Source organism: Yersinia sp. SCPM-O-B-9106 (C-191), from assembly GCF_026183365.1.
GTDB classification, from domain to species: domain Bacteria; phylum Pseudomonadota; class Gammaproteobacteria; order Enterobacterales; family Enterobacteriaceae; genus Yersinia; species Yersinia rochesterensis.
Map to the genome: position 1 here is coordinate 1,803,617 of NZ_CP110791.1, position 17,519 is coordinate 1,821,135.

The window sequence follows — 17,519 nt, forward strand, 5'->3', positions numbered from 1 at the left end:
CCTGATAGCCGCAGAATGGCTGACCTTGCCAGCCTCTAACAGGTTACAGGATTGATAATCAGAGATGGATACATCGCCGCTGCGAAAATTAGGTGAGTTGAGATGGATTAGTGCGCCGTTGATGGCGATGCTATTGCTCAATGGCTGTGCGTATATTCCACATAAACCCTTGGTGGATGGCTCGACGTCAGCACAACCAGCCGCTGCCAGTGCGCCACTTCCAAATGGCTCTATTTTCCAAGCTGCCCAGCCGATGAATTATGGTTATCAGCCGCTATTTGAAGACCGTCGCCCGCGTAATATCGGTGACACACTGACCATCACCTTGCAGGAAAATGTCAGTGCCAGCAAAAGTTCTTCTGCCAATGCCAGCCGTAACGGTTCCAGCAAATTTGGTGTCGCCACCGCGCCGCGCTATCTGGAGGGATTATTGGGTAATGCGCGTGCTGATTTGGATATTTCTGGTGATAGCACCTTTGGTGGCAAGGGCGGGGCAAATGCTAACAATACCTTCAGTGGCACCATCACGGTGACGGTGGATCAAGTGCTGGCTAACGGCAACTTGCATGTGGTGGGTGAGAAACAAATCGCCATTAATCAGGGAACTGAATTCATTCGTTTCTCTGGGGTCGTCAACCCACGCACCATCAGTGGCAGCAATACAGTGACCTCAACTCAGGTGGCTGATGCGCGCATCGAGTATGTGGGCAATGGTTATATCAATGAAGCGCAAACCATGGGCTGGTTGCAGCGGTTCTTCCTTAATGTTTCGCCATACTAAGAGGCCCATTGATGCGTAAACAGTCACTTTTCACCCTATTTATCATGCAGCTTATTGTGCTGTTTACGCTGGGGTCATTTCCGGCGTCAGCCGAGCGTATCCGCGATTTGGTGACCGTTCAGGGAGTGCGCGATAACGCATTGATTGGCTATGGTCTGGTGGTCGGTTTGGATGGTTCCGGTGACCAGACCATGCAGACGCCGTTTACCACGCAAAGTCTCAGCAACATGCTGTCGCAATTGGGTATTACCGTGCCACCGGGCACCAATATGCAACTCAAAAACGTGGCGGCGGTGATGGTCACTGCCAAGCTACCGGCATTTTCCCGCACGGGGCAAACCATCGATGTGGTGGTGTCCTCAATGGGGAATGCCAAAAGTATCCGTGGCGGCACCTTGCTGATGACCCCACTGAAAGGGGTTGATAATCAGGTTTATGCTTTGGCGCAGGGTAACGTGCTAGTGGGCGGGGCCGGTGCTTCCTCCGGCGGCAGCAGTGTTCAGGTCAACCAATTGACTGGCGGGCGCATTAGCAATGGCGCGACCATTGAACGCGAGCTGCCCACCACCTTTGGCACGGATGGGGTGATTAATCTGCAATTGAATACTGAAGATTTCACCACTGCACAACAGGTCAGTGATGCTATTAACCGCCAACGCGGTTTTGGTTCCGCGACCGCCATCGATGCTCGCACTATCCAGGTTTTGGTGCCACGGGGTAACAGTTCTCAAGTGCGTTTCCTGGCGGATATTCAAAACATCCCGGTGAATATTGATGCGGGTGATGCCAAAGTCATTATTAACTCGCGCACTGGTTCGGTGGTAATGAACCGCAACGTCATGCTTGACTCTTGTGCCGTGGCGCAAGGGAACTTGTCAGTGGTAATTGATAAACAGAATACTGTCAGCCAGCCAGATACTCCTTTTGGTGGTGGGCAGACTGTCGTGACACCGAATACCCAGATTTCCGTTCAGCAGCAGGGGGGCGCATTGCAACGCGTCAATGCTAGCCCGAATCTGAATAATGTGGTGCGCGCTTTGAACTCCTTGGGGGCAACACCGATTGATTTGATGTCTATCTTGCAGGCGATGCAGAGTGCCGGCTGCTTACGGGCTAAATTGGAAATTATCTAATGAGCGATTTGATGGCAATGTCCGGCAGCGCCAATGAAATGTTCGGAGCAGCCTATGATGCCCAATCACTGAATACCTTGAAACGTGACGCGGCGAGAGATCCTGATGGCAACCTAAAGAAGGTTGCCCAGCAGGTGGAGGGGATGTTTGTGCAGATGATGCTTAAAAGCATGCGCTCCGCCTTGCCGCAAGAGGGGATCATGAACAGTGACCAGACCCGGCTCTATACCTCAATGTATGACCAGCAAATCGCGCAGCAAATGTCGCTCAAGGGACTTGGACTGGCTGACATGATGGTGGAGCAGCTTTCAGGAACCTCTTCACCGAGTGAAACTGCCGGCACGGTGCCAATGATGCTGGATAATGAAGTCTTGCAAACTCTTCCGGCGCGAGCATTGGAGCAAATGGTTCGTCGGGCAATGCCGACACCGCCAGCCAATAGCCCAGTTTCACTGCCGCAAAGCACCGGTAATTTCGTCGCGCGACTGTCTATTCCGGCGCAAATTGCCAGCCAGCAAAGTGGCATCCCGCACCAACTTATTATGGCGCAGGCCGCGCTGGAATCCGGTTGGGGTCAGCGCGAGATCCCAACGGCTGATGGCAAAAGCAGCTATAACGTATTTGGTATTAAAGCGGGCAGTAGCTGGGATGGCCCGGTCAGTGAAATTACCACCACGGAATATGAGCAAGGTGTGGCGAAGAAAACCACTGCGCGCTTCCGGGTATATGGCTCTTATGTCGAGGCGGTCAGTGATTATGTCAAATTGCTGACCCAAAACCCGCGCTACGCCAATGTGGCTGCCGCCCAAAGCCCTGAACAAGGTGCCCATGCTTTGCAGCGCGCTGGTTATGCAACTGACCCGCAATATGCCCAAAAATTGGTCAATGTTATTCAGCAAATGAAGAATGCCGGCGAGCAAGCAGTGAAAGCCTATAGCAGCAATCTGGACTCTCTCTTCTAATAGGTTATTTTACTGGCCATTTTGAAAATTGAACCCAGTTTACACCCATATTTTTACTCAAGTTTTCCAAACTCGGGCCGATACTCTGAATAGGCTGTGCGGGGGCGTAGATCCCCTCAGGCAGTATCCCAATATTAATAAATGCAGGTGCGTGATGTAAATCGCCTGCGGTAAAAGGATCTCTTCATGTCCAATAGTTTAATGAATACTGCGATGAGTGGTCTGAGCGCAGCCCAATATGCCTTGAGCACCGTCAGTAACAACATCAGTAATTTTCAGGTGGCTGGCTATAACCGCCAGAACACTATTTTTGCCCAAAATGGCGGGACATTAAGTCCAGCGGGATTTATTGGTAATGGCGTGGCAGTGACCGGTGTTAACCGTGAGTATAATGCCTTTATTACCAACCAGTTACGCGCATCACAAACCCAAAGCAGTGGACTGACGACCTATTATCAACAAATCTCGCAGATTGATAATTTACTGGCTAACACCTCCAATAACATCTCAACCACCATGCAGGATTTCTTCAACAACTTGCAAAATCTGGTGAGTAACGCGGGTGATGACGCAGCCCGTAAAACGGTTTTGGGCAAGGCCGAAGGGTTAGTTAACCAATTCCAGAATGCGGATAAATATCTGCGTGATATGGACAATGGCGTCAATCAAAAGATAAGTGACAGTGCGGCGCAAATTAATAACTATGCTGAGCAAATTGCCAAGTTAAATGACCAGATTACCCGCCTGCGCGGTAGCAGCGGTAGCGAACCAAACGCCTTGCTCGACCAACGCGATCAACTGGTTACCGAGTTAAACCAGATTGTGCCGGTGGCAGTCACTCAGCAAGATGGCGATGCTTACAATGTGTCATTTGCCGGTGGTTTATCACTGGTGCAAGGGCCGAATGCTTATAAAGTGGAAGCCATTCCCTCCAGCGCCGATGCAACCCGCCTCACGTTGGGCTATAAGCACGGCACTAGCGATACCATTGAAATTGATGAAAGTCGCCTGACTAGCGGTTCGCTCGGCGGAACACTGAAATTCCGCAGTGAAGCGCTAGATAGCGCACGCAACCAATTGGGCCAATTAGCTTTGGTGATGGCCGATAGTTTTAATATTCAGCATAAAGCGGGTTTTGATGCTAATGGTGATGGGGGCGAAGATTTCTTTAGTTTTGCTAAACCTTCTGTGTTGAAAAACGCGAAAAATCAGGGTGATGCCAGCTTAACCGTCAGTTACACCGACACCTCGAAAGTCAAAGCCAGTGATTACACGGTGGAGTTCGATGGTACGGATTGGCAAGTCACGCGCTTGTCGGACAATACTAAAGTTCCTACCACGGCCGGAACTGATAAAGATGGCAAACCCACACTGAACTTCGACGGTATCGCGGTCAGCGTTACTAATGGTACGCCAGGGCCAGAAGCCAAAGATAAATTCACCATTAAAACAGTTTCCAATGTTGCCGCTAATTTGCAGGTCGCCATTACGGACTCCAGCATGATTGCTGCGGGCGGTACTGCGGATGGCGGCGCGAGTGACAACGTCAACGCGCAAGCACTATTGAATCTGCAAACCCAAAAACTGGTTGATGGTAAAGCGACATTTTCTGGCGCTTATGCCGGGTTGGTCAGTAATGTCGGTAACCAGACGGCGACGGCGAAAACTAACAGCACAGCACAGGCCAATATCGTCAAGCAGTTGTCAGCGGAACAGCAGTCTATTTCTGGGGTTAACCTGGATGAAGAGTACGGCGACTTACAGCGTTTCCAGCAATATTATCTGGCCAATGCCCAAGTTATCCAGACCGCTTCGACGCTGTTTAACGCGTTGCTGAGTCTGCGCGGTTAAGTTTTGGTTAGCGGCATTGCCGCTGCTTATCTCATTTTAGGTTTAGTCAGAATGGCGGTTTGTGTGGGCCGACTGACTAAGCTGTTACGAAAAGGAACTGACATCGTGCGCTTAAGTACCAGCATGCTGTACCAGCAAAATATGCAGGGCATCACCAATGCTCAATCCCTTTGGATGCAGTCAGGCCAACAACTTTCCACTGGCAAGCGTGTGGTTAATCCCTCGGATGACCCGATGTCGGCATCTCAGGCGGTGATGTTGTCACAAGCCGAGTCAGAGAATAACCAGTACGCGTTGGCACGTAGCTTCGCCCGCCAGAGTTCATCACTGGAAACCACGGTTTTGGCACAAGCCACCAGCACCATTCAGTCAATTCAAAGTGTCATTATCAGCGCGAAGAGCGATATTTTGAGTGATGATGACCGCGCCTCTTATGCAACTCAGTTACAGGGTTTGAAAGACCAACTGGTTAATCAGGCGAACACCACTGATGGTAATGGCCGCTATATTTTTGGGGGTTTTCAAAGTGATAAGCCGCCTTTTGCTGTTAGCAAAACCGGTGAAGTGACTTATGTGGGCGGAGATGTGGCGATTGAGCAAAAAGTCGATGCGAATCGGTCAATGACGGTCGGTCACACCGGTGATAGTGTCTTTATGGCGCTGACCAGCAATGCCAAACCCGAGCCGAATGATGTTGATGGTAAGCCGGTAGATGCTGAAAAGAATATCTTTAACACCATCGATACTGCTCTCAATGCCCTCAAAACGCCAATACAAGGTGCGACCGATGAGGTTAAAGAACAAGTAAATGTGGCGATGGACAAAGGCATCCGTGGTATGGCTAACTCATTGAATAATGTGTTATCTGTTCAGGCAGAAATTGGTACTCAACTGCAAGAGTTGGACAATCTTGATAGTTTGGGGGCGGATCGCACTTTGATCAATAAGCAGCGGATGAGTGATTTAGTGGATGTGGATTGGAACTCTGCTATCTCTTCCTATGTCATGCAGCAGGCCGCCTTACAGGCTTCTTACACCACATTCACCAATATGCAGGGCTTGTCTCTGTTCCAACTGAATAAATAATCTGCTTTCAACCTGTGGGCTAGCCCCACAGGATACCCAGCCAATTATTTTGGGTATAAGTCAATACGCTAAGCCACTGATAACACTCGCCAGCCGATCAAAAAACTCGCCAAACAGATGCTCGGTAAAAGGGGCTAACAGAGGCATAATTAAGCCCAGCGAAATAATACCGACCGTCAATGTCAGCGGGAAACCTATAACGAAAACAGAAAGTTGTGGTGTCATGCGGTTCAGCATGCCTAATGCCATATTTAGGGTGAGTAGCAGGGTAATAAGTGGCAAGGCTAGCATCAGCCCATTCATAAAGATCAATGAACCGGCCTGTGCTAATGCCAGGAAACCATTGCCATTCAGCGGCTCGAACTGAATAGGTAAAGTATGAAAACTGTCCGCTAATAAAGAAATTAGCCACAAATGGCCATCAAAGCTGAGAAATAACAGCATCGCCAATAAGTTTAACAACCGGGCGAGAACCGGCATGTTTGGCCCGCCAGAAGGGTCAAAGAAGGTAGCGAAAGACAATCCCATTTGTAAACCAATCACTTCGCCAGACAAGCGGATAGCGGCGAAAGCAAACTGCATGGTTAACCCGATAGCGGCCCCAATCAATATCTGCTGACCCGCGACCCATACCGCACCGCTGGAGACGAGTGGAATATTGACCGGGGGCAGGGAGGGGGCAACCAGAAAGGTAATTAATACCGCTAAACCGACTTTGACTTTGCGATTTATCTGCTTTTCGCTTAATACCGGTGCGGTGCTTATCAAGGCTAATATGCGGATTAATGGCCAGAAATACTGGCTGACCCAGACGCTGAGTTGAGTGGTATCAAGAGAGACCATGCTTAGCCAATCAACGTCGGCAAGCTGGTAAACAAATTACGCATATAGTCGAGGATCAAGTTTAGCATCCATGGGCCTGCGATAACCAACGTAGCAAAAACAGCCAGTATTTTAGGGATAAATGACAGTGTCATTTCATTAATTTGTGTCGCGGCCTGCAACAGACTGACAATTAAGCCGCTAATCAATGCAGCCAGTAATAATGGCGCGGCCAATGCAAGGGCGATTTTCATTGCCTCAACGCCGAGGGCCATTACCGATTCTGGTGTCATGATGTATCTACCTCAGCTATAAAAGCTTTGTGCCAGAGAACCCAGTAGCAACTGCCAGCCATCAACCAATACAAACAGCATCAACTTGAAAGGCAGCGAAATACTGGCGGGCGGCACCATCATCATCCCCAGCGCCATCAGCACACTGGCCACCACCAGGTCGATAATCAAAAACGGAATAAATACAGTAAAACCAATTTGAAAAGCGGTTTTCAGCTCACTGGTGACATAGGCGGGCAACAGAATGCGCATTGGCACCACTTCCGGCCCTTCCAATGGCGGCAGATTAGCTAGCCGGGCATACAGAGCCAGGTCAGTTTCGCGGGTCTGGCGTAACATAAATTCACGTAATGGTTGCGAGCCTTTATCCATCGCCACTTCCATACTTATCTTGTCCTGACTGAAGGGCAGATAAGCATCTTGATAAACTTTGTCAAACACTGGCGACATGATGAAAAACGTCAGAAACAGCGCTAAACCTAGCATCACCTGATTGGGTGGTGCTGAGGGGGTGCCCAATGCGTTGCGCAGCAAACCAAGCACAATAATGATGCGGGTAAAGCTGGTCATCATCAGCAATGCGGCGGGCAGGAAACTCAACGTGGTGATAAAAACCAGCGTCTGTACGGGTAAAGACCAGCTTTGCCCACCATTCGCCAACGGCTGGCTGATAATGCCCGGTAATTGAGCTAATGCCGCCGGAGAGCAGAGCAGGCCGAGCAGCAGCAAAGGGACTTTATTCATGAGCGGACGCAGAGACATCATGCCGATTTTTCCGGATGTTTTGAGTTCTTGCTTAATAGCGGTTTTTTGTTTAATAAATAGCTGTTCAGAAGTTGGCGAAAATCAGCCGGTTTTCCTGTGTCAGACGACAGCGCGGTACTGGGTTCGTCAACCGGAGGGCGTTCCAGTGTGTGGAGCGGCGTTACTTGTTGGGCGGTGACACCTAATACCAACCAAGTGTTGTCTACTTCGACAATGACCACTCGCTCGCGTTGGCCGACCTGACAACTGGCTCGCACATTCAATAGCTTATTGTTGCGGGCTTGTGGCGCAAAACCACATCGGCGCACCAGCCAGGCGGCAAATAAAATCAACAGCAAAATCCCCCCCAGCACACTGCCGACTTGGGTCAACACTGAGCCTGCGGGCATCGCCGGGGCTGTTTGTTGCGTGGCGGTGCCGGGGTGGCTGGCGGCAAATCCGGTGACGGGGGTCTGCGGCGTAGTCACCGGAATATCAGTTGCTACTGAAGTCTTCGCCGCTACCGGAGCAACAGCTGCCGATGTTGATTCAGTTGATGTTATTGCCACCCTTTGTGCTGCGGTCATTAGCGGCTCAGACGACGCATACGTTCTGATGGAGTAATAATGTCAGTGATGCGCACGCCGTATTTATCCGCAACCACCACGACTTCACCCTGTGCAATCAGGTAACCGTTAATCAGAATATCCAAAGGTTCACCCGCCAGGCCATCAAGGGAAACGACTGAACCTTGAGACAGGCGCAGCAACTCTTTGATAGTCATTTTGGTGCGGCCCAGCTCGACGGTCAGTTTCACCGGGATATCGAGAATCAAATCAATATCTTGCAGGTTGCCCAGGACATCGGGTGCTTCCAGTGATTTAAATACGCCTTCGGTAGTGGCCGCTGGTTTCTCCACTGCCTGTTGCTCATTAAACGCATCAGCCCACAGGTCATCCACGGATTCCTTTCCATCATCAGACGGAAACTTAGGGTCACTCATTGGGCTGTTCCTCATTCAGAGCATTCAAAATAGGGTTAATCAAATGTTCAACACGTAGGGCATATTGCCCGTTTAATGTCCCGTACTGACTGGTCAGCACTGGCACGCCGTCGACATGCGCAATCAGTCGCTCAGGTTTATCTATCGGTAACACATCCCCCGGCTGTAGTTTGAGTATCTGCGACAATCTCAGCGGGATATCGACAAAGTTAGCGACCAATTCCAGCTCAGAGTGCTGAACTTGCTTGACCAGCGTTTCACGCCAATGGCTGTCTTCCTGACGGGAGTTTTCCAGTGGCGGGTTGGTCAGCAGTTCGCGCAATGGCTCAATCATGGCAAACGGAATACAGATATTAAACTCCCCACTCAACGCGCCGATCTCCACCTGGAAAGGTGTCGTGACCACGATGTCGTTAGGGGAGGTGGTGATATTGGTGAATTTCACCTGTATTTCAGAGCGGACATATTCCACATCAATTTTATAGATGGGAGCCCAAGCATCACGATATGCATCCAGCGCTAGCCGTAGCATCCGGTTAATCACGCGTTGTTCTGTGTGGGTAAATTCGCGCCCTTCCACTTTTGTCGGGAAGCGGCCATCACCACCAAACAAGTTATCAACGGCAATAAACACCAGACTCGGGGCGAAAACAAACAGCGCCGTCCCGCGTAATGGTTTCAAATGTATTAAGTTGAGGTTGGTTGGCACCGGCAAGTTGCGGGCAAAATCATGATATGGCTGGATTTTTATTGGGCCAACCGTGATATCCGGGCTGCGGCGTAACAGGTTAAACAGCCCCATCCGAAACTGACGGGCAAACCGCTCATTGATTATCTCCAGCGCATGTAGGCGCTCACGCACCACACGTCGCTGGGTCGTCGGGTCATAAGGCTTAACGTCTGTCTCGTTTCCAGTGACGGCTTCGGGTTCATCACCCCCGCTGTCACCGTTTAACAGTGCGTCAATCTCTGCTTGTGAAAGAATACTATCGCCCATAATGATTATCGCAATATAAATGCGGTAAACAGCACATCGCTGACTACCTGATTAGGTTGACCTTTAACCATTGGCGGGCTAAGAACGTTTTTAATTTCACCGACTAAGCGCTGCTTGCCTTCTTCGTTCGCCAGACTATCAGCGGATTGACGAGAGAGCAGTAACAGTAACCGGCTGCGCACTTCCGGCAGATAGTCATTGAGTTTTGCACGCGTGCTATCGTCGGGGAGCCTTAGCGTTAATCCGATATAAAGCACACGATCCAGATTATTATCCGGCGTGATCAGATTGACCGTAAAGGTCTCCAAGGGCATGAATACCGGGATGACAGGAGCGACTTTCGCTGTGGTTGGTTGACTCTTCTTGAGTGCCCACCAGCTATAACCGCCACCCGCAGTTGCTGCCACCGCAATCAGCACCAGCAGGATCACCCAGATTGAACTCTTACGCTTGGCCGGGAAGGTATTTTGAGACATGGAGAAGGCAAATTCCTGTTTTGGTATCAAACCGGTGGATCACAATATACCCGTCAGACTTCAAGCTACATGTGCGTTGGCTGCGCTCAATCACCCCAGTCACTTACCTGTGTAAGCTCTTGGGGGTTCGCTCAGTTGCCGCTTTCCTGCAACTCGAATTATTTTGGGTATAACAGCCTGGGGCCACTGACACCAAGCTATCCGAATTATTGCTGATGATTATCCCGCTTATCCTTAATCCCAATAGGCAGAATAGGTGGAGAAAAACGGCCTAGCTTGTCCGTTTGTCCCCTTTTGGTGAAATTAACAGCGCCTTTTAGGCGAAAATATCAACGCCACCATTGCCATTGGCCAGAGCTTGCAATGCGGCTGGTGTGACCAGCGGCGTGCTCACCTGTGCTTCGCCAGAGGCGACTTCACCATAACCTGGCTGACCGCGTGAGGCGAAATCTTGCTGATTTTGTTGGCTCTGTTGCTGTGCTTGTTGCCATTGACCTTCACTGCCGACACTACTTTGGCCTAACTCAATACCACTTTCGGCCAAGGCGGTGCGTAAGCTTGGCATAGCGGCTTCAATCGCGGCCCGAACTTGACTATGAGCTGAAACAAAATGTAATTGTGCTTGCTTATCTTCTATTTTCAGACTGATTTGCAACGCACCCAACTCTTGCGGGTTGAGCCGCAACTCGGCGTTTTGTTGCCCATTGCGACTGAACATAATCACTTGTTGCCCAAGTGATTGTTGCCATTCTTGACTGCCCAGTTGCGCACTTAAATAACCACTGACGGGCGCACTGACATGGGCGCTGGCGGTAGCTGTAGTTGGCAAAAGAGGGCTGGATACCGGGGGAAGAGAATGGGCCTGGGGAGCTGAGCTGACCAAGGTTTTATCCACCGCAGCGGCGGGCGTGATGGTTTCAGCTTGTGCTGCCAGTGGGGCGGCTTTCGCATTGAGCGTGTTGTTGTCGATATCTTTCGCGCTCAACGGGGCTGGCTTATCCGACGCAGCCGTTATTTTTGTTTTCGTGGCTACACCCGCCAATACATCGTCACTGTTTATGGCTTTATCATTTTTTACACTGTCCATGGCCTTATCACTTTTCATACTGACCAGGGTGCCACCAATCAGTGCGGCTAAACCTTTATCTTGTGAGGTCAAGCTGGTGAGAGTGGCAATATCTTGCTTGGCCGTCGTTTTATTGTTCGTCAGGCCATTAGTATCAGTCTGGGGGGCTTTTTGCCCGCTCAATGTGTTAGCCACCTGATGCGGCAACATTGCCAGCAAGGTTTGTAATGCGGCGGGGTCGACTTTATCGTGAGTTTTATCACTGGCACTATCCGGCTTGCCACTCTCATTGATGGTGGTTTTCTTGATGCCTGCGGCATCGCCAGTTTGTCCTGCATGGGTTAAACCCGCTGGCAGCGCAGCACTGATATCCCCCAATGCGGCCAACAACTGATTCAACTTGCTGTTACCGACGGTTGACTTACTACTGTCAACTTCAGGGGTGATGTCAGTCGCCGCGGCTAAAGATGATTTTAGGGTTGAAGCATCCAGGGCGGTGAGTTCTTTTCCCAACTGGTCGCCTAGAAGTTTGGCAAAATCGGCCGGCAATCCCGCGTCGGTAAACAACGCGGCAATAGATGTCGAGGATGCTGCGCCCTCGGCTTCACTTGCAGTGATAGCAGTAGGCAAGAGAGATAGATTCATGAATGTAGACTCCTTTGTGAGGCGCGCTGGGCGAACTCATCCATCAGTTTTTGATCCAAACGGTTCTCGTGCAAACGTGCGGTGGTTTCAGCTCGCTCGTTCAGCGTTTCAAATGCATTTAGCCGCTGTTGCTTTTCTTGCCAATGCTTCACTGCTTGTTCAACTTTTACATTCCACTGGGCCAACTGATGACGATGTTGCTCAATGGCTTGCTCCAATGTTTGAATAAATTGCTGATAATTTTGCCAACTGGAGGAGGCCATGCCATTACTCAGCGTGTCATTCAGCCGCACCCGATATTCATCCTGGTAAGACAGCAACATACTCAGTTGCTGCTCAGCATTCTGATAGGACAAGCGCACCTGCCCCAATTGGGTCGTTGCCTGTTCAACCGCCTTTTGAGCCAGGTCGCGCAGGGTGATGAGAGGTGACTGACTTTTCATCGTATTCCTCAATACCCTTCGTGCTTGACGCCGCAGGGTTGTTAGCTACGTTCACTTACCCGAATCACTGACGAGAGTCAGCTCATCGGGATTCCTTCTCTTGCTGCCTACCTGCAGCGGCAACCACTTTGGGCAGACATATATTTCGTGCTTGACGCAGCAGGGGGTTAGCTATTAGCCCGGAAACAGACTTTTCAGATGCTGACAGGCATCTTCGTAACTGCTGCGTTCATACATACCTTGCTGCAAGAAGATTTCCATTTGCGGGTAGAGGGTAATGGCCTTATCCAACAATGGGTCGCTACCGGCGGCATAGGCTCCTACGCTGACCAAATCGCGGTTGCGTTGGAAACTTGCAAGTAACTGTTTAAATTGGCGAACTTTACTGTAGTGATTCTCATCAATCAGTGAGGTCATCGCACGGCTGATAGAAGCTTCGATATCAATAGCGGGATAATGACCGGATTCTGCCAGACGGCGAGATAACACCACATGACCATCGAGAATGGCGCGCGCAGAGTCGGCAATCGGGTCTTGCTGATCATCGCCCTCGGTCAGTACCGTATAAAATGCTGTAATCGAGCCGCCACCAGACACGCCATTACCCGCGCGTTCAACCAGTGCCGGTAATTTGGCGAATACGGAGGGCGGATAACCTTTGGTTGCCGGGGGTTCGCCGATTGCCAGTGCTATCTCGCGTTGTGCCATGGCGTAGCGCGTCAGGGAGTCCATGATGAGCAACACATGTTGGCCACGGTCGCGGAAATCTTCTGCAATACGGGTGGCATAGGCTGCGCCTTGCATGCGCAGCAACGGCGATACGTCAGCGGGGGCGGCGATAACTACCGAGCGCGCGCGCCCCTCGGTACCTAAAATATTTTCGATAAAATCTTTAACTTCACGGCCACGTTCACCGATAAGCCCAACCACAATGACATCTGCTTGGGTGTAGCGGGCCATCATGCCTAACAAGACACTTTTCCCCACCCCGGAGCCGGCGAACAAGCCCATACGCTGACCTCGACCGACCGTCAGCAGGGCATTAATTGTGCGCACGCCAACATCCAAAACCTGTTCAATCGCGGTACGTTGTAATGGATTGATGGGGGGGGTAATCAGGGGAGCCCGATAACCGGTTTCTGGTGCAGGTAAGCCGTCAAGCGGCTTGGCGCTGCCATCTAATACACGCCCCAGTAATTCTGGGCCGAGTGGTAATTGTTTACTGGCAGAAGCCCCGCCGGTGGTGATGCGGGCATAAACACGGGCGCCGGGCACAATTCCCTCGACCTCTTCGAGCGGCATCAAGAACAGACGCTGGCCATTAAAACCCACCACTTCACTCTCAACTTCTTGAACTTCGCCGTTATCATGGCGTTCAATGAGGCAGGTTGCGCCGAGGGGAAGTTGCAAACCGGTGGCTTCTAGCACCAAACCTGTGGCGCGCGTCAACCGCCCGTAACGGCGAATGGTGGTTGATTGGCTGATACGTTCTTCGAACTTGTCCATCGATGCGAGCCAGCGGCCAAGGCGAGCGGTCATCATAATTCTCCCGGTGCTGCCAGGCGGCACAGCTCATGCCAGCGTGTTGCCAGGCTGGCATCTAAATCGCCTTCTTCGGCGCTGACTTTGCATCCGCCGGGATGAATTTGACTATCACCCAATAAGCGCCAGCCATGCAAACTCAAAGTCGAGCCTAAGCGCTGTTCCACCACGGCTAAATCATTCGGATTCACCCGTAATTGCGGTTTACCGGCAAACATCGGCTCTTGTTGAATCATTTGCTGGATTTGAGCCAGTAACGCGGTGCCATCGCAAATTGCCGGTTGCCCGAGAATTTGTTTTGCTGCTGCTAAGGCCATTTGCATCAATCGCGAGGCAATCACACTGTCCAGCGCATCAAGGGTGTTTTGAAAATCATCGACTAAGGTTTGCCAGTGCGCGGTGATCGGGGCTAACTGTTTCTCAGCATCTGCCAGCGCTTGCTGGTGTCCCTCTTCCAAACCGGTTTGGTAACCTTTATCCAAGCCTTCTTGCAACCCTTTGGCAAACCCTTGCTGGCGGCCCTGTTTCTCGGCTTCGAGTTGCAGGTTCATCAGTGTTTGTTGCTGATCACTTTCCGTTGGCGCGGTATCCGCTTTTTGCTCATCAGTAAACAACATACTGATATCCGGCGGCGCGGTGGCAGCAGTAGGTTCTGGTTGGCTGGCAAAATCATTTAGTGACCAGGGCTGCCAGGGCAGGGCATTAATCCTATCAGACATAGATATCCTCGCCGCCGCCGATGACTATCTCGCCGCTTTCCGCCAAACGACGGACAATCAGCAAGATGGCTTTCTGCTCGTTTTCGACCAGTGACATACGCACCGGCCCACGGGTGGCCAGATCGTCGCGCAGAATTTCTGCCGCACGCAGTGACATATTGCTGAGGAAGCGCTCGCGCAGCGCCTGATCGGCACCTTTCAAGGCAATCAATAGCGATTCGTTGTCGATTTCTTGTAGTAAACGCTGGATGCTGCGGTCGTCGACACTGACCAGATTCTCGAACAGGAACATTTCGTCGATAATTTTCTGTGCCAGCTCGCCGTCGTATTCGCGTACTGCGTCCATAACGGTTTCTTCCTGCTGGCTTTTCATCAGGTTGATAATCTCGGCCGCAGTGCGGATACCGCCCATTTTGCTGCGTTTGAGGTTTTGGCCATCCAGCAAATTGTTCAACACTTCGGTCAATTCCGCCAATGCGGCTGGTTGAACCCCACCGAAGGTCGCAATACGCAGCATGACATCGTTGCGCAGACGCTCGTCGAACAGCGCCAGAATATCGGCCGCTTGAGCGCGCTTCAGGTGAACCAGAATAGTGGCGATAATCTGCGGATGTTCGTCGCGGATCAGGTCGGCCGCCATCTGCGGCTCCATGAAGTTGAGGGTTTCCATGCCACTGGTGGTTTCGCGTGATTCCAGAATGTCTTCTAACAAGCTGGATGCACGTTCTTCGCCCAATGCTTTTATTAGCACCGAGCGTAGATAATCGCTGGCGTTCACACTCAGAGCCGCATATTGCTCGGCATCGTCTTCAAACTCAGCCAATACATCAACCAACTGTTGGTGAGAAACCTGCCGCATACTGGCCATGGTGGTACTGAGCTGTTGCACTTCGCGCGAGGAAAGGTGTTTGAATACCTCTGCGGCATGGTCTTCGCCCAGTGTCATCAGCATGATGGCGCTTTTTTCAGTTCCGGTCAGGCTCATTGGTCATTACTCATCCATTGACGGATAACCAGCGCGACAACACGTGGGTCTTTATCCGCAAGTTCGCGTATACGCTGGGCCTGAACTTCAGCACTCACTCGTTGCTGATTTTTCTTACGCAGGGCCAGCTCTTCTTTAGTTTGTTTCGCTGTTTCAGAAGCTTGTGCGGTCTGTACTATGCTATTGACCGACGCTGTTGCTTTATCCGCTACTTGTTTTTTCTCCATCAGTGGGCGAACCAGTTTGCGCCATAAGATCCACGCGACCAGTAAGATGAGCAAATAGCGACCAATATTAAGCAATTGATCAAAGAACGACTGTTGCTGCCAGAATGGCAGACTGTTACCGGTATCTTCGCCAGTAGCATTAAATGGCGTATTGACCACATTGAGAGTGTCGCCACGGTCAGTAGAGAAGCCCATGGCCTCGCGTGTCAGTGATTCCACCTGCGCTAATTGCTCTTTGCTCAGCGCAATAGGTTTGCCCGCTTTATCCATGCCGTAATTGACGACCACGGCGACGGAGAGGCGCTGCACCATACCTGCTTGTTGCTGGGTGTGGCGGATAGTGCGGTCAACTTCGAAGTTGGTGGTTTGGTCGTGGCGGCTATTACTTGACGTCGCCGTCTGTTTAGCAGCAGTCGTGGTCACCGCCGGGCGGTTCGCTGCATTGGCAGTATTCGTAGCTGCACCGGCACCCGCTGCGGGGGTGGCTGGAGGGACTTCAATTGGTGCAACTGGGGTCACTGATGGTTGATTAGACAATGCCCCCGGAACTCCGCCGACATTAGTGCCGCCCAGTTGTTCGCTGGTACTGACTTGTTGAGAGCGTACTGCTCCTTGGTTGGCGGCCTGATTCGGTTTGTACTCTTCATCGGTCTGTTCACGGCTGGCAAAATCAACTTGTGCGGTGACTTGCGCATGAATATTGCCGCTACCCACCATCGGTGCCAGGATAGTTTCAATGCGGCGCTGGAAACGGTTTTCCACTTCATTAGTAAATTTAAGTTGTGCCGCATTTAAGTCGCGGCCCGCGCTATCAGATTGCGTCAGCAAACGGCCTGTTTGATCCACCACAGTGACACTTGCAGGGGGTAAACCCGCCACACTGCTGGAAACCATGTAGACGATGGCATTGATTTGACCATCATCGAGTGCGCGGCCAGGTTGCAAGGCGAGTGTGACAGAGGCTGTTGGCGATTTTTGCTCACGAACAAATAGCGAAGGTTTCGGTATTGCTAAATGTACCCGGACATTCAGTACCGGGCCAAGTGTGCCGATAGTTCGAGCGAGTTCACCTTCCAGTGCTCGCTGATAGTTGACTTGCTCGCTGAATTGGCTAATGCCAAATTTTTCCTGATCCAGCAATTCAAAACCGACGGCACCACCTTTAGGTAAACCTTGTTGTGCCAGACGCAGACGAGTTTCATGCACTTTATCTGCCGGGATCAACAGCGCTCCGCCAGTATCCGCGAAACGATAGGGAATATTCAGTTGCGTCAATTGCGTGACGATATCACCGCCATCACGATCACTCAGGTTGCTATAAAGGACGCGATAATCTGGACTTTTAGCCCATAACATCAACGCGACAATAATAGCGATGGCCGCAGCCGCTGCAATCAACAGTGGGATTTTCGGATTCGCGCGTAGGCGTGCCAGTGTCGTCGTAAAGTTATTCTCACGATTTTCACCGCCAGTTATCGAGGCATTCATACACGTCCTTGGCCAAGCTGAACAACGTTTGAGTTAGTATTTTTTATGTAACTAATGTGTTGGAACAAAACAGACTCCCAAGTGCTGTGAGCGATAAAGCATCAATAGCTGATATCCCCTGTTATACTCGCCATACTTCAAGCCGCATGTGCGTTGGCCACGCTCGTTACTCGGCCCGTCCATGGGCCTCGCCTCTGTGAGGCCGCCGCAGGCAGCGTTCAAATCTGCTCTCGGCAGATTTGTCACCCGAATCACT

At 51.2% G+C, this 17,519-nt stretch carries 18 protein-coding genes; 5 read left to right on the top strand and 13 right to left on the bottom strand.

Going from position 1 to position 17,519, the window contains the following annotated elements; genetic code table 11:
* Positions 1–64 precede the first annotated feature (64 nt).
* The 5 genes from flgH (at position 65) to flgL (ending at position 5,813) form a co-directional block, all read left to right on the top strand.
* Positions 65–781 carry a flagellar basal body L-ring protein FlgH gene (gene flgH, locus OP863_RS08290; protein ID WP_038633755.1) on the top strand — a complete coding sequence of 239 codons (717 nt, stop codon included), beginning with the start codon at positions 65–67 and terminating at the stop codon, positions 779–781.
* A gap of 11 nt (positions 782–792) precedes the next feature.
* Positions 793–1,914 carry a flagellar basal body P-ring protein FlgI gene (locus tag OP863_RS08295; protein ID WP_038633753.1) on the top strand — a complete coding sequence of 374 codons (1,122 nt, stop codon included), beginning with the start codon at positions 793–795 and terminating at the stop codon, positions 1,912–1,914.
* A complete protein-coding gene (gene flgJ / locus OP863_RS08300; RefSeq protein WP_038633751.1) occupies positions 1,914–2,876 on the top strand; it encodes a flagellar assembly peptidoglycan hydrolase FlgJ in 963 nt (320 codons plus the stop codon). The genes OP863_RS08295 and flgJ overlap by 1 nt, the downstream gene beginning before the upstream one ends.
* A 186-nt stretch (positions 2,877–3,062) precedes the next feature.
* Positions 3,063–4,727 (top strand): flagellar hook-associated protein FlgK, encoded by a 1,665-nt coding sequence (gene flgK / locus OP863_RS08305; protein WP_145589093.1) that lies wholly within the window; start codon positions 3,063–3,065, stop codon positions 4,725–4,727.
* A gap of 105 nt (positions 4,728–4,832) precedes the next feature.
* Entirely contained in the window at positions 4,833–5,813 is a 981-nt protein-coding gene (gene flgL, locus OP863_RS08310; protein ID WP_145591029.1) for a flagellar hook-associated protein FlgL, read from the top strand.
* Between the two features lie 60 nt (positions 5,814–5,873).
* On the opposite strand, the gene fliR is transcribed toward flgL, so the two are convergent.
* The 13 genes from fliR to fliF all read right to left on the bottom strand — a co-directional run bounded on the left by fliR (position 5,874) and on the right by fliF (position 17,263).
* On the bottom strand, positions 5,874–6,656 hold the full coding sequence (fliR, locus tag OP863_RS08315) for a flagellar biosynthetic protein FliR (RefSeq protein ID WP_145589094.1): 783 nt from the start codon (positions 6,654–6,656) through the stop codon (positions 5,874–5,876).
* Between the two features lie 2 nt (positions 6,657–6,658).
* Positions 6,659–6,928 (bottom strand): flagellar biosynthesis protein FliQ, encoded by a 270-nt coding sequence (fliQ, locus tag OP863_RS08320; protein ID WP_038633745.1) that lies wholly within the window; start codon positions 6,926–6,928, stop codon positions 6,659–6,661.
* 12 nt (positions 6,929–6,940) lie between these two features.
* Positions 6,941–7,693 carry a flagellar type III secretion system pore protein FliP gene (gene fliP, locus OP863_RS08325; protein ID WP_145589095.1) on the bottom strand — a complete coding sequence of 251 codons (753 nt, stop codon included), beginning with the start codon at positions 7,691–7,693 and terminating at the stop codon, positions 6,941–6,943.
* Complete coding sequence (gene fliO, locus OP863_RS08330) at positions 7,690–8,259, bottom strand: flagellar biosynthetic protein FliO (protein WP_145591012.1); 570 nt, start codon at positions 8,257–8,259, stop codon at positions 7,690–7,692. The genes fliP and fliO overlap by 4 nt, the downstream gene beginning before the upstream one ends.
* Positions 8,259–8,675: a flagellar motor switch protein FliN gene (gene fliN, locus OP863_RS08335; protein ID WP_038633737.1), complete on the bottom strand. Its 417-nt coding sequence runs from the start codon at positions 8,673–8,675 to the stop codon at positions 8,259–8,261. Before fliN ends, fliO begins: the two co-directional genes overlap by 1 nt.
* The gene (gene fliM / locus OP863_RS08340; RefSeq protein ID WP_038633734.1) at positions 8,668–9,672 is read right to left on the bottom strand and encodes a flagellar motor switch protein FliM; all 1,005 of its coding nucleotides are present in this window, start codon (positions 9,670–9,672) and stop codon (positions 8,668–8,670) included. Before fliM ends, fliN begins: the two co-directional genes overlap by 8 nt.
* A gap of 5 nt (positions 9,673–9,677) precedes the next feature.
* The gene (gene fliL, locus OP863_RS08345) at positions 9,678–10,148 is read right to left on the bottom strand and encodes a flagellar basal body-associated protein FliL (protein WP_038633731.1); all 471 of its coding nucleotides are present in this window, start codon (positions 10,146–10,148) and stop codon (positions 9,678–9,680) included.
* 316 nt (positions 10,149–10,464) lie between these two features.
* Positions 10,465–11,859 (bottom strand): flagellar hook-length control protein FliK, encoded by a 1,395-nt coding sequence (locus tag OP863_RS08350; protein WP_186368224.1) that lies wholly within the window; start codon positions 11,857–11,859, stop codon positions 10,465–10,467.
* The gene (fliJ, locus tag OP863_RS08355) at positions 11,856–12,302 is read right to left on the bottom strand and encodes a flagellar export protein FliJ (RefSeq protein WP_004392162.1); all 447 of its coding nucleotides are present in this window, start codon (positions 12,300–12,302) and stop codon (positions 11,856–11,858) included. Before fliJ ends, OP863_RS08350 begins: the two co-directional genes overlap by 4 nt.
* Before the next feature lie 174 nt (positions 12,303–12,476).
* Positions 12,477–13,841, bottom strand: coding sequence for a flagellar protein export ATPase FliI (fliI, locus tag OP863_RS08360; protein WP_038639588.1), 1,365 nt, complete (start codon positions 13,839–13,841; stop codon positions 12,477–12,479).
* On the bottom strand, positions 13,841–14,563 hold the full coding sequence (gene fliH, locus OP863_RS08365; protein WP_145589098.1) for a flagellar assembly protein FliH: 723 nt from the start codon (positions 14,561–14,563) through the stop codon (positions 13,841–13,843). The genes fliI and fliH overlap by 1 nt, the downstream gene beginning before the upstream one ends.
* Complete coding sequence (gene fliG, locus OP863_RS08370) at positions 14,556–15,548, bottom strand: flagellar motor switch protein FliG (RefSeq protein ID WP_038633724.1); 993 nt, start codon at positions 15,546–15,548, stop codon at positions 14,556–14,558. The genes fliH and fliG overlap by 8 nt, the downstream gene beginning before the upstream one ends.
* Entirely contained in the window at positions 15,545–17,263 is a 1,719-nt protein-coding gene (gene fliF, locus OP863_RS08375; protein WP_145509450.1) for a flagellar basal-body MS-ring/collar protein FliF, read from the bottom strand. Before fliF ends, fliG begins: the two co-directional genes overlap by 4 nt.
* Positions 17,264–17,519 lie beyond the last annotated feature (256 nt).

What these genes read in the sequence shown, in the direction of transcription:
- fliP (WP_145589095.1), bottom strand. Translation starts at nt 7,693, where the DNA reads ATGATGTCTCTGCGTCCGCTCATGAATAAAGTCCCTTTGCTGCTGCTC.
- fliQ (WP_038633745.1), bottom strand. Translation starts at nt 6,928, where the DNA reads ATGACACCAGAATCGGTAATGGCCCTCGGCGTTGAGGCAATGAAAATC.
- fliO (WP_145591012.1), bottom strand. Translation starts at nt 8,259, where the DNA reads ATGACCGCAGCACAAAGGGTGGCAATAACATCAACTGAATCAACATCG.
- fliN (WP_038633737.1), bottom strand. Translation starts at nt 8,675, where the DNA reads ATGAGTGACCCTAAGTTTCCGTCTGATGATGGAAAGGAATCCGTGGAT.
- fliI (WP_038639588.1), bottom strand. Translation starts at nt 13,841, where the DNA reads ATGACCGCTCGCCTTGGCCGCTGGCTCGCATCGATGGACAAGTTCGAA.
- fliL (WP_038633731.1), bottom strand. Translation starts at nt 10,148, where the DNA reads ATGTCTCAAAATACCTTCCCGGCCAAGCGTAAGAGTTCAATCTGGGTG.
- fliJ (WP_004392162.1), bottom strand. Translation starts at nt 12,302, where the DNA reads ATGAAAAGTCAGTCACCTCTCATCACCCTGCGCGACCTGGCTCAAAAG.
- OP863_RS08350 (WP_186368224.1), bottom strand. Translation starts at nt 11,859, where the DNA reads ATGAATCTATCTCTCTTGCCTACTGCTATCACTGCAAGTGAAGCCGAG.
- fliF (WP_145509450.1), bottom strand. Translation starts at nt 17,263, where the DNA reads ATGAATGCCTCGATAACTGGCGGTGAAAATCGTGAGAATAACTTTACG.
- fliH (WP_145589098.1), bottom strand. Translation starts at nt 14,563, where the DNA reads ATGTCTGATAGGATTAATGCCCTGCCCTGGCAGCCCTGGTCACTAAAT.
- fliR (WP_145589094.1), bottom strand. Translation starts at nt 6,656, where the DNA reads ATGGTCTCTCTTGATACCACTCAACTCAGCGTCTGGGTCAGCCAGTAT.
- fliM (WP_038633734.1), bottom strand. Translation starts at nt 9,672, where the DNA reads ATGGGCGATAGTATTCTTTCACAAGCAGAGATTGACGCACTGTTAAAC.
- fliG (WP_038633724.1), bottom strand. Translation starts at nt 15,548, where the DNA reads ATGAGCCTGACCGGAACTGAAAAAAGCGCCATCATGCTGATGACACTG.
- flgJ (WP_038633751.1), top strand. Translation starts at nt 1,914, where the DNA reads ATGAGCGATTTGATGGCAATGTCCGGCAGCGCCAATGAAATGTTCGGA.
- flgK (WP_145589093.1), top strand. Translation starts at nt 3,063, where the DNA reads ATGTCCAATAGTTTAATGAATACTGCGATGAGTGGTCTGAGCGCAGCC.
- OP863_RS08295 (WP_038633753.1), top strand. Translation starts at nt 793, where the DNA reads ATGCGTAAACAGTCACTTTTCACCCTATTTATCATGCAGCTTATTGTG.
- flgH (WP_038633755.1), top strand. Translation starts at nt 65, where the DNA reads ATGGATACATCGCCGCTGCGAAAATTAGGTGAGTTGAGATGGATTAGT.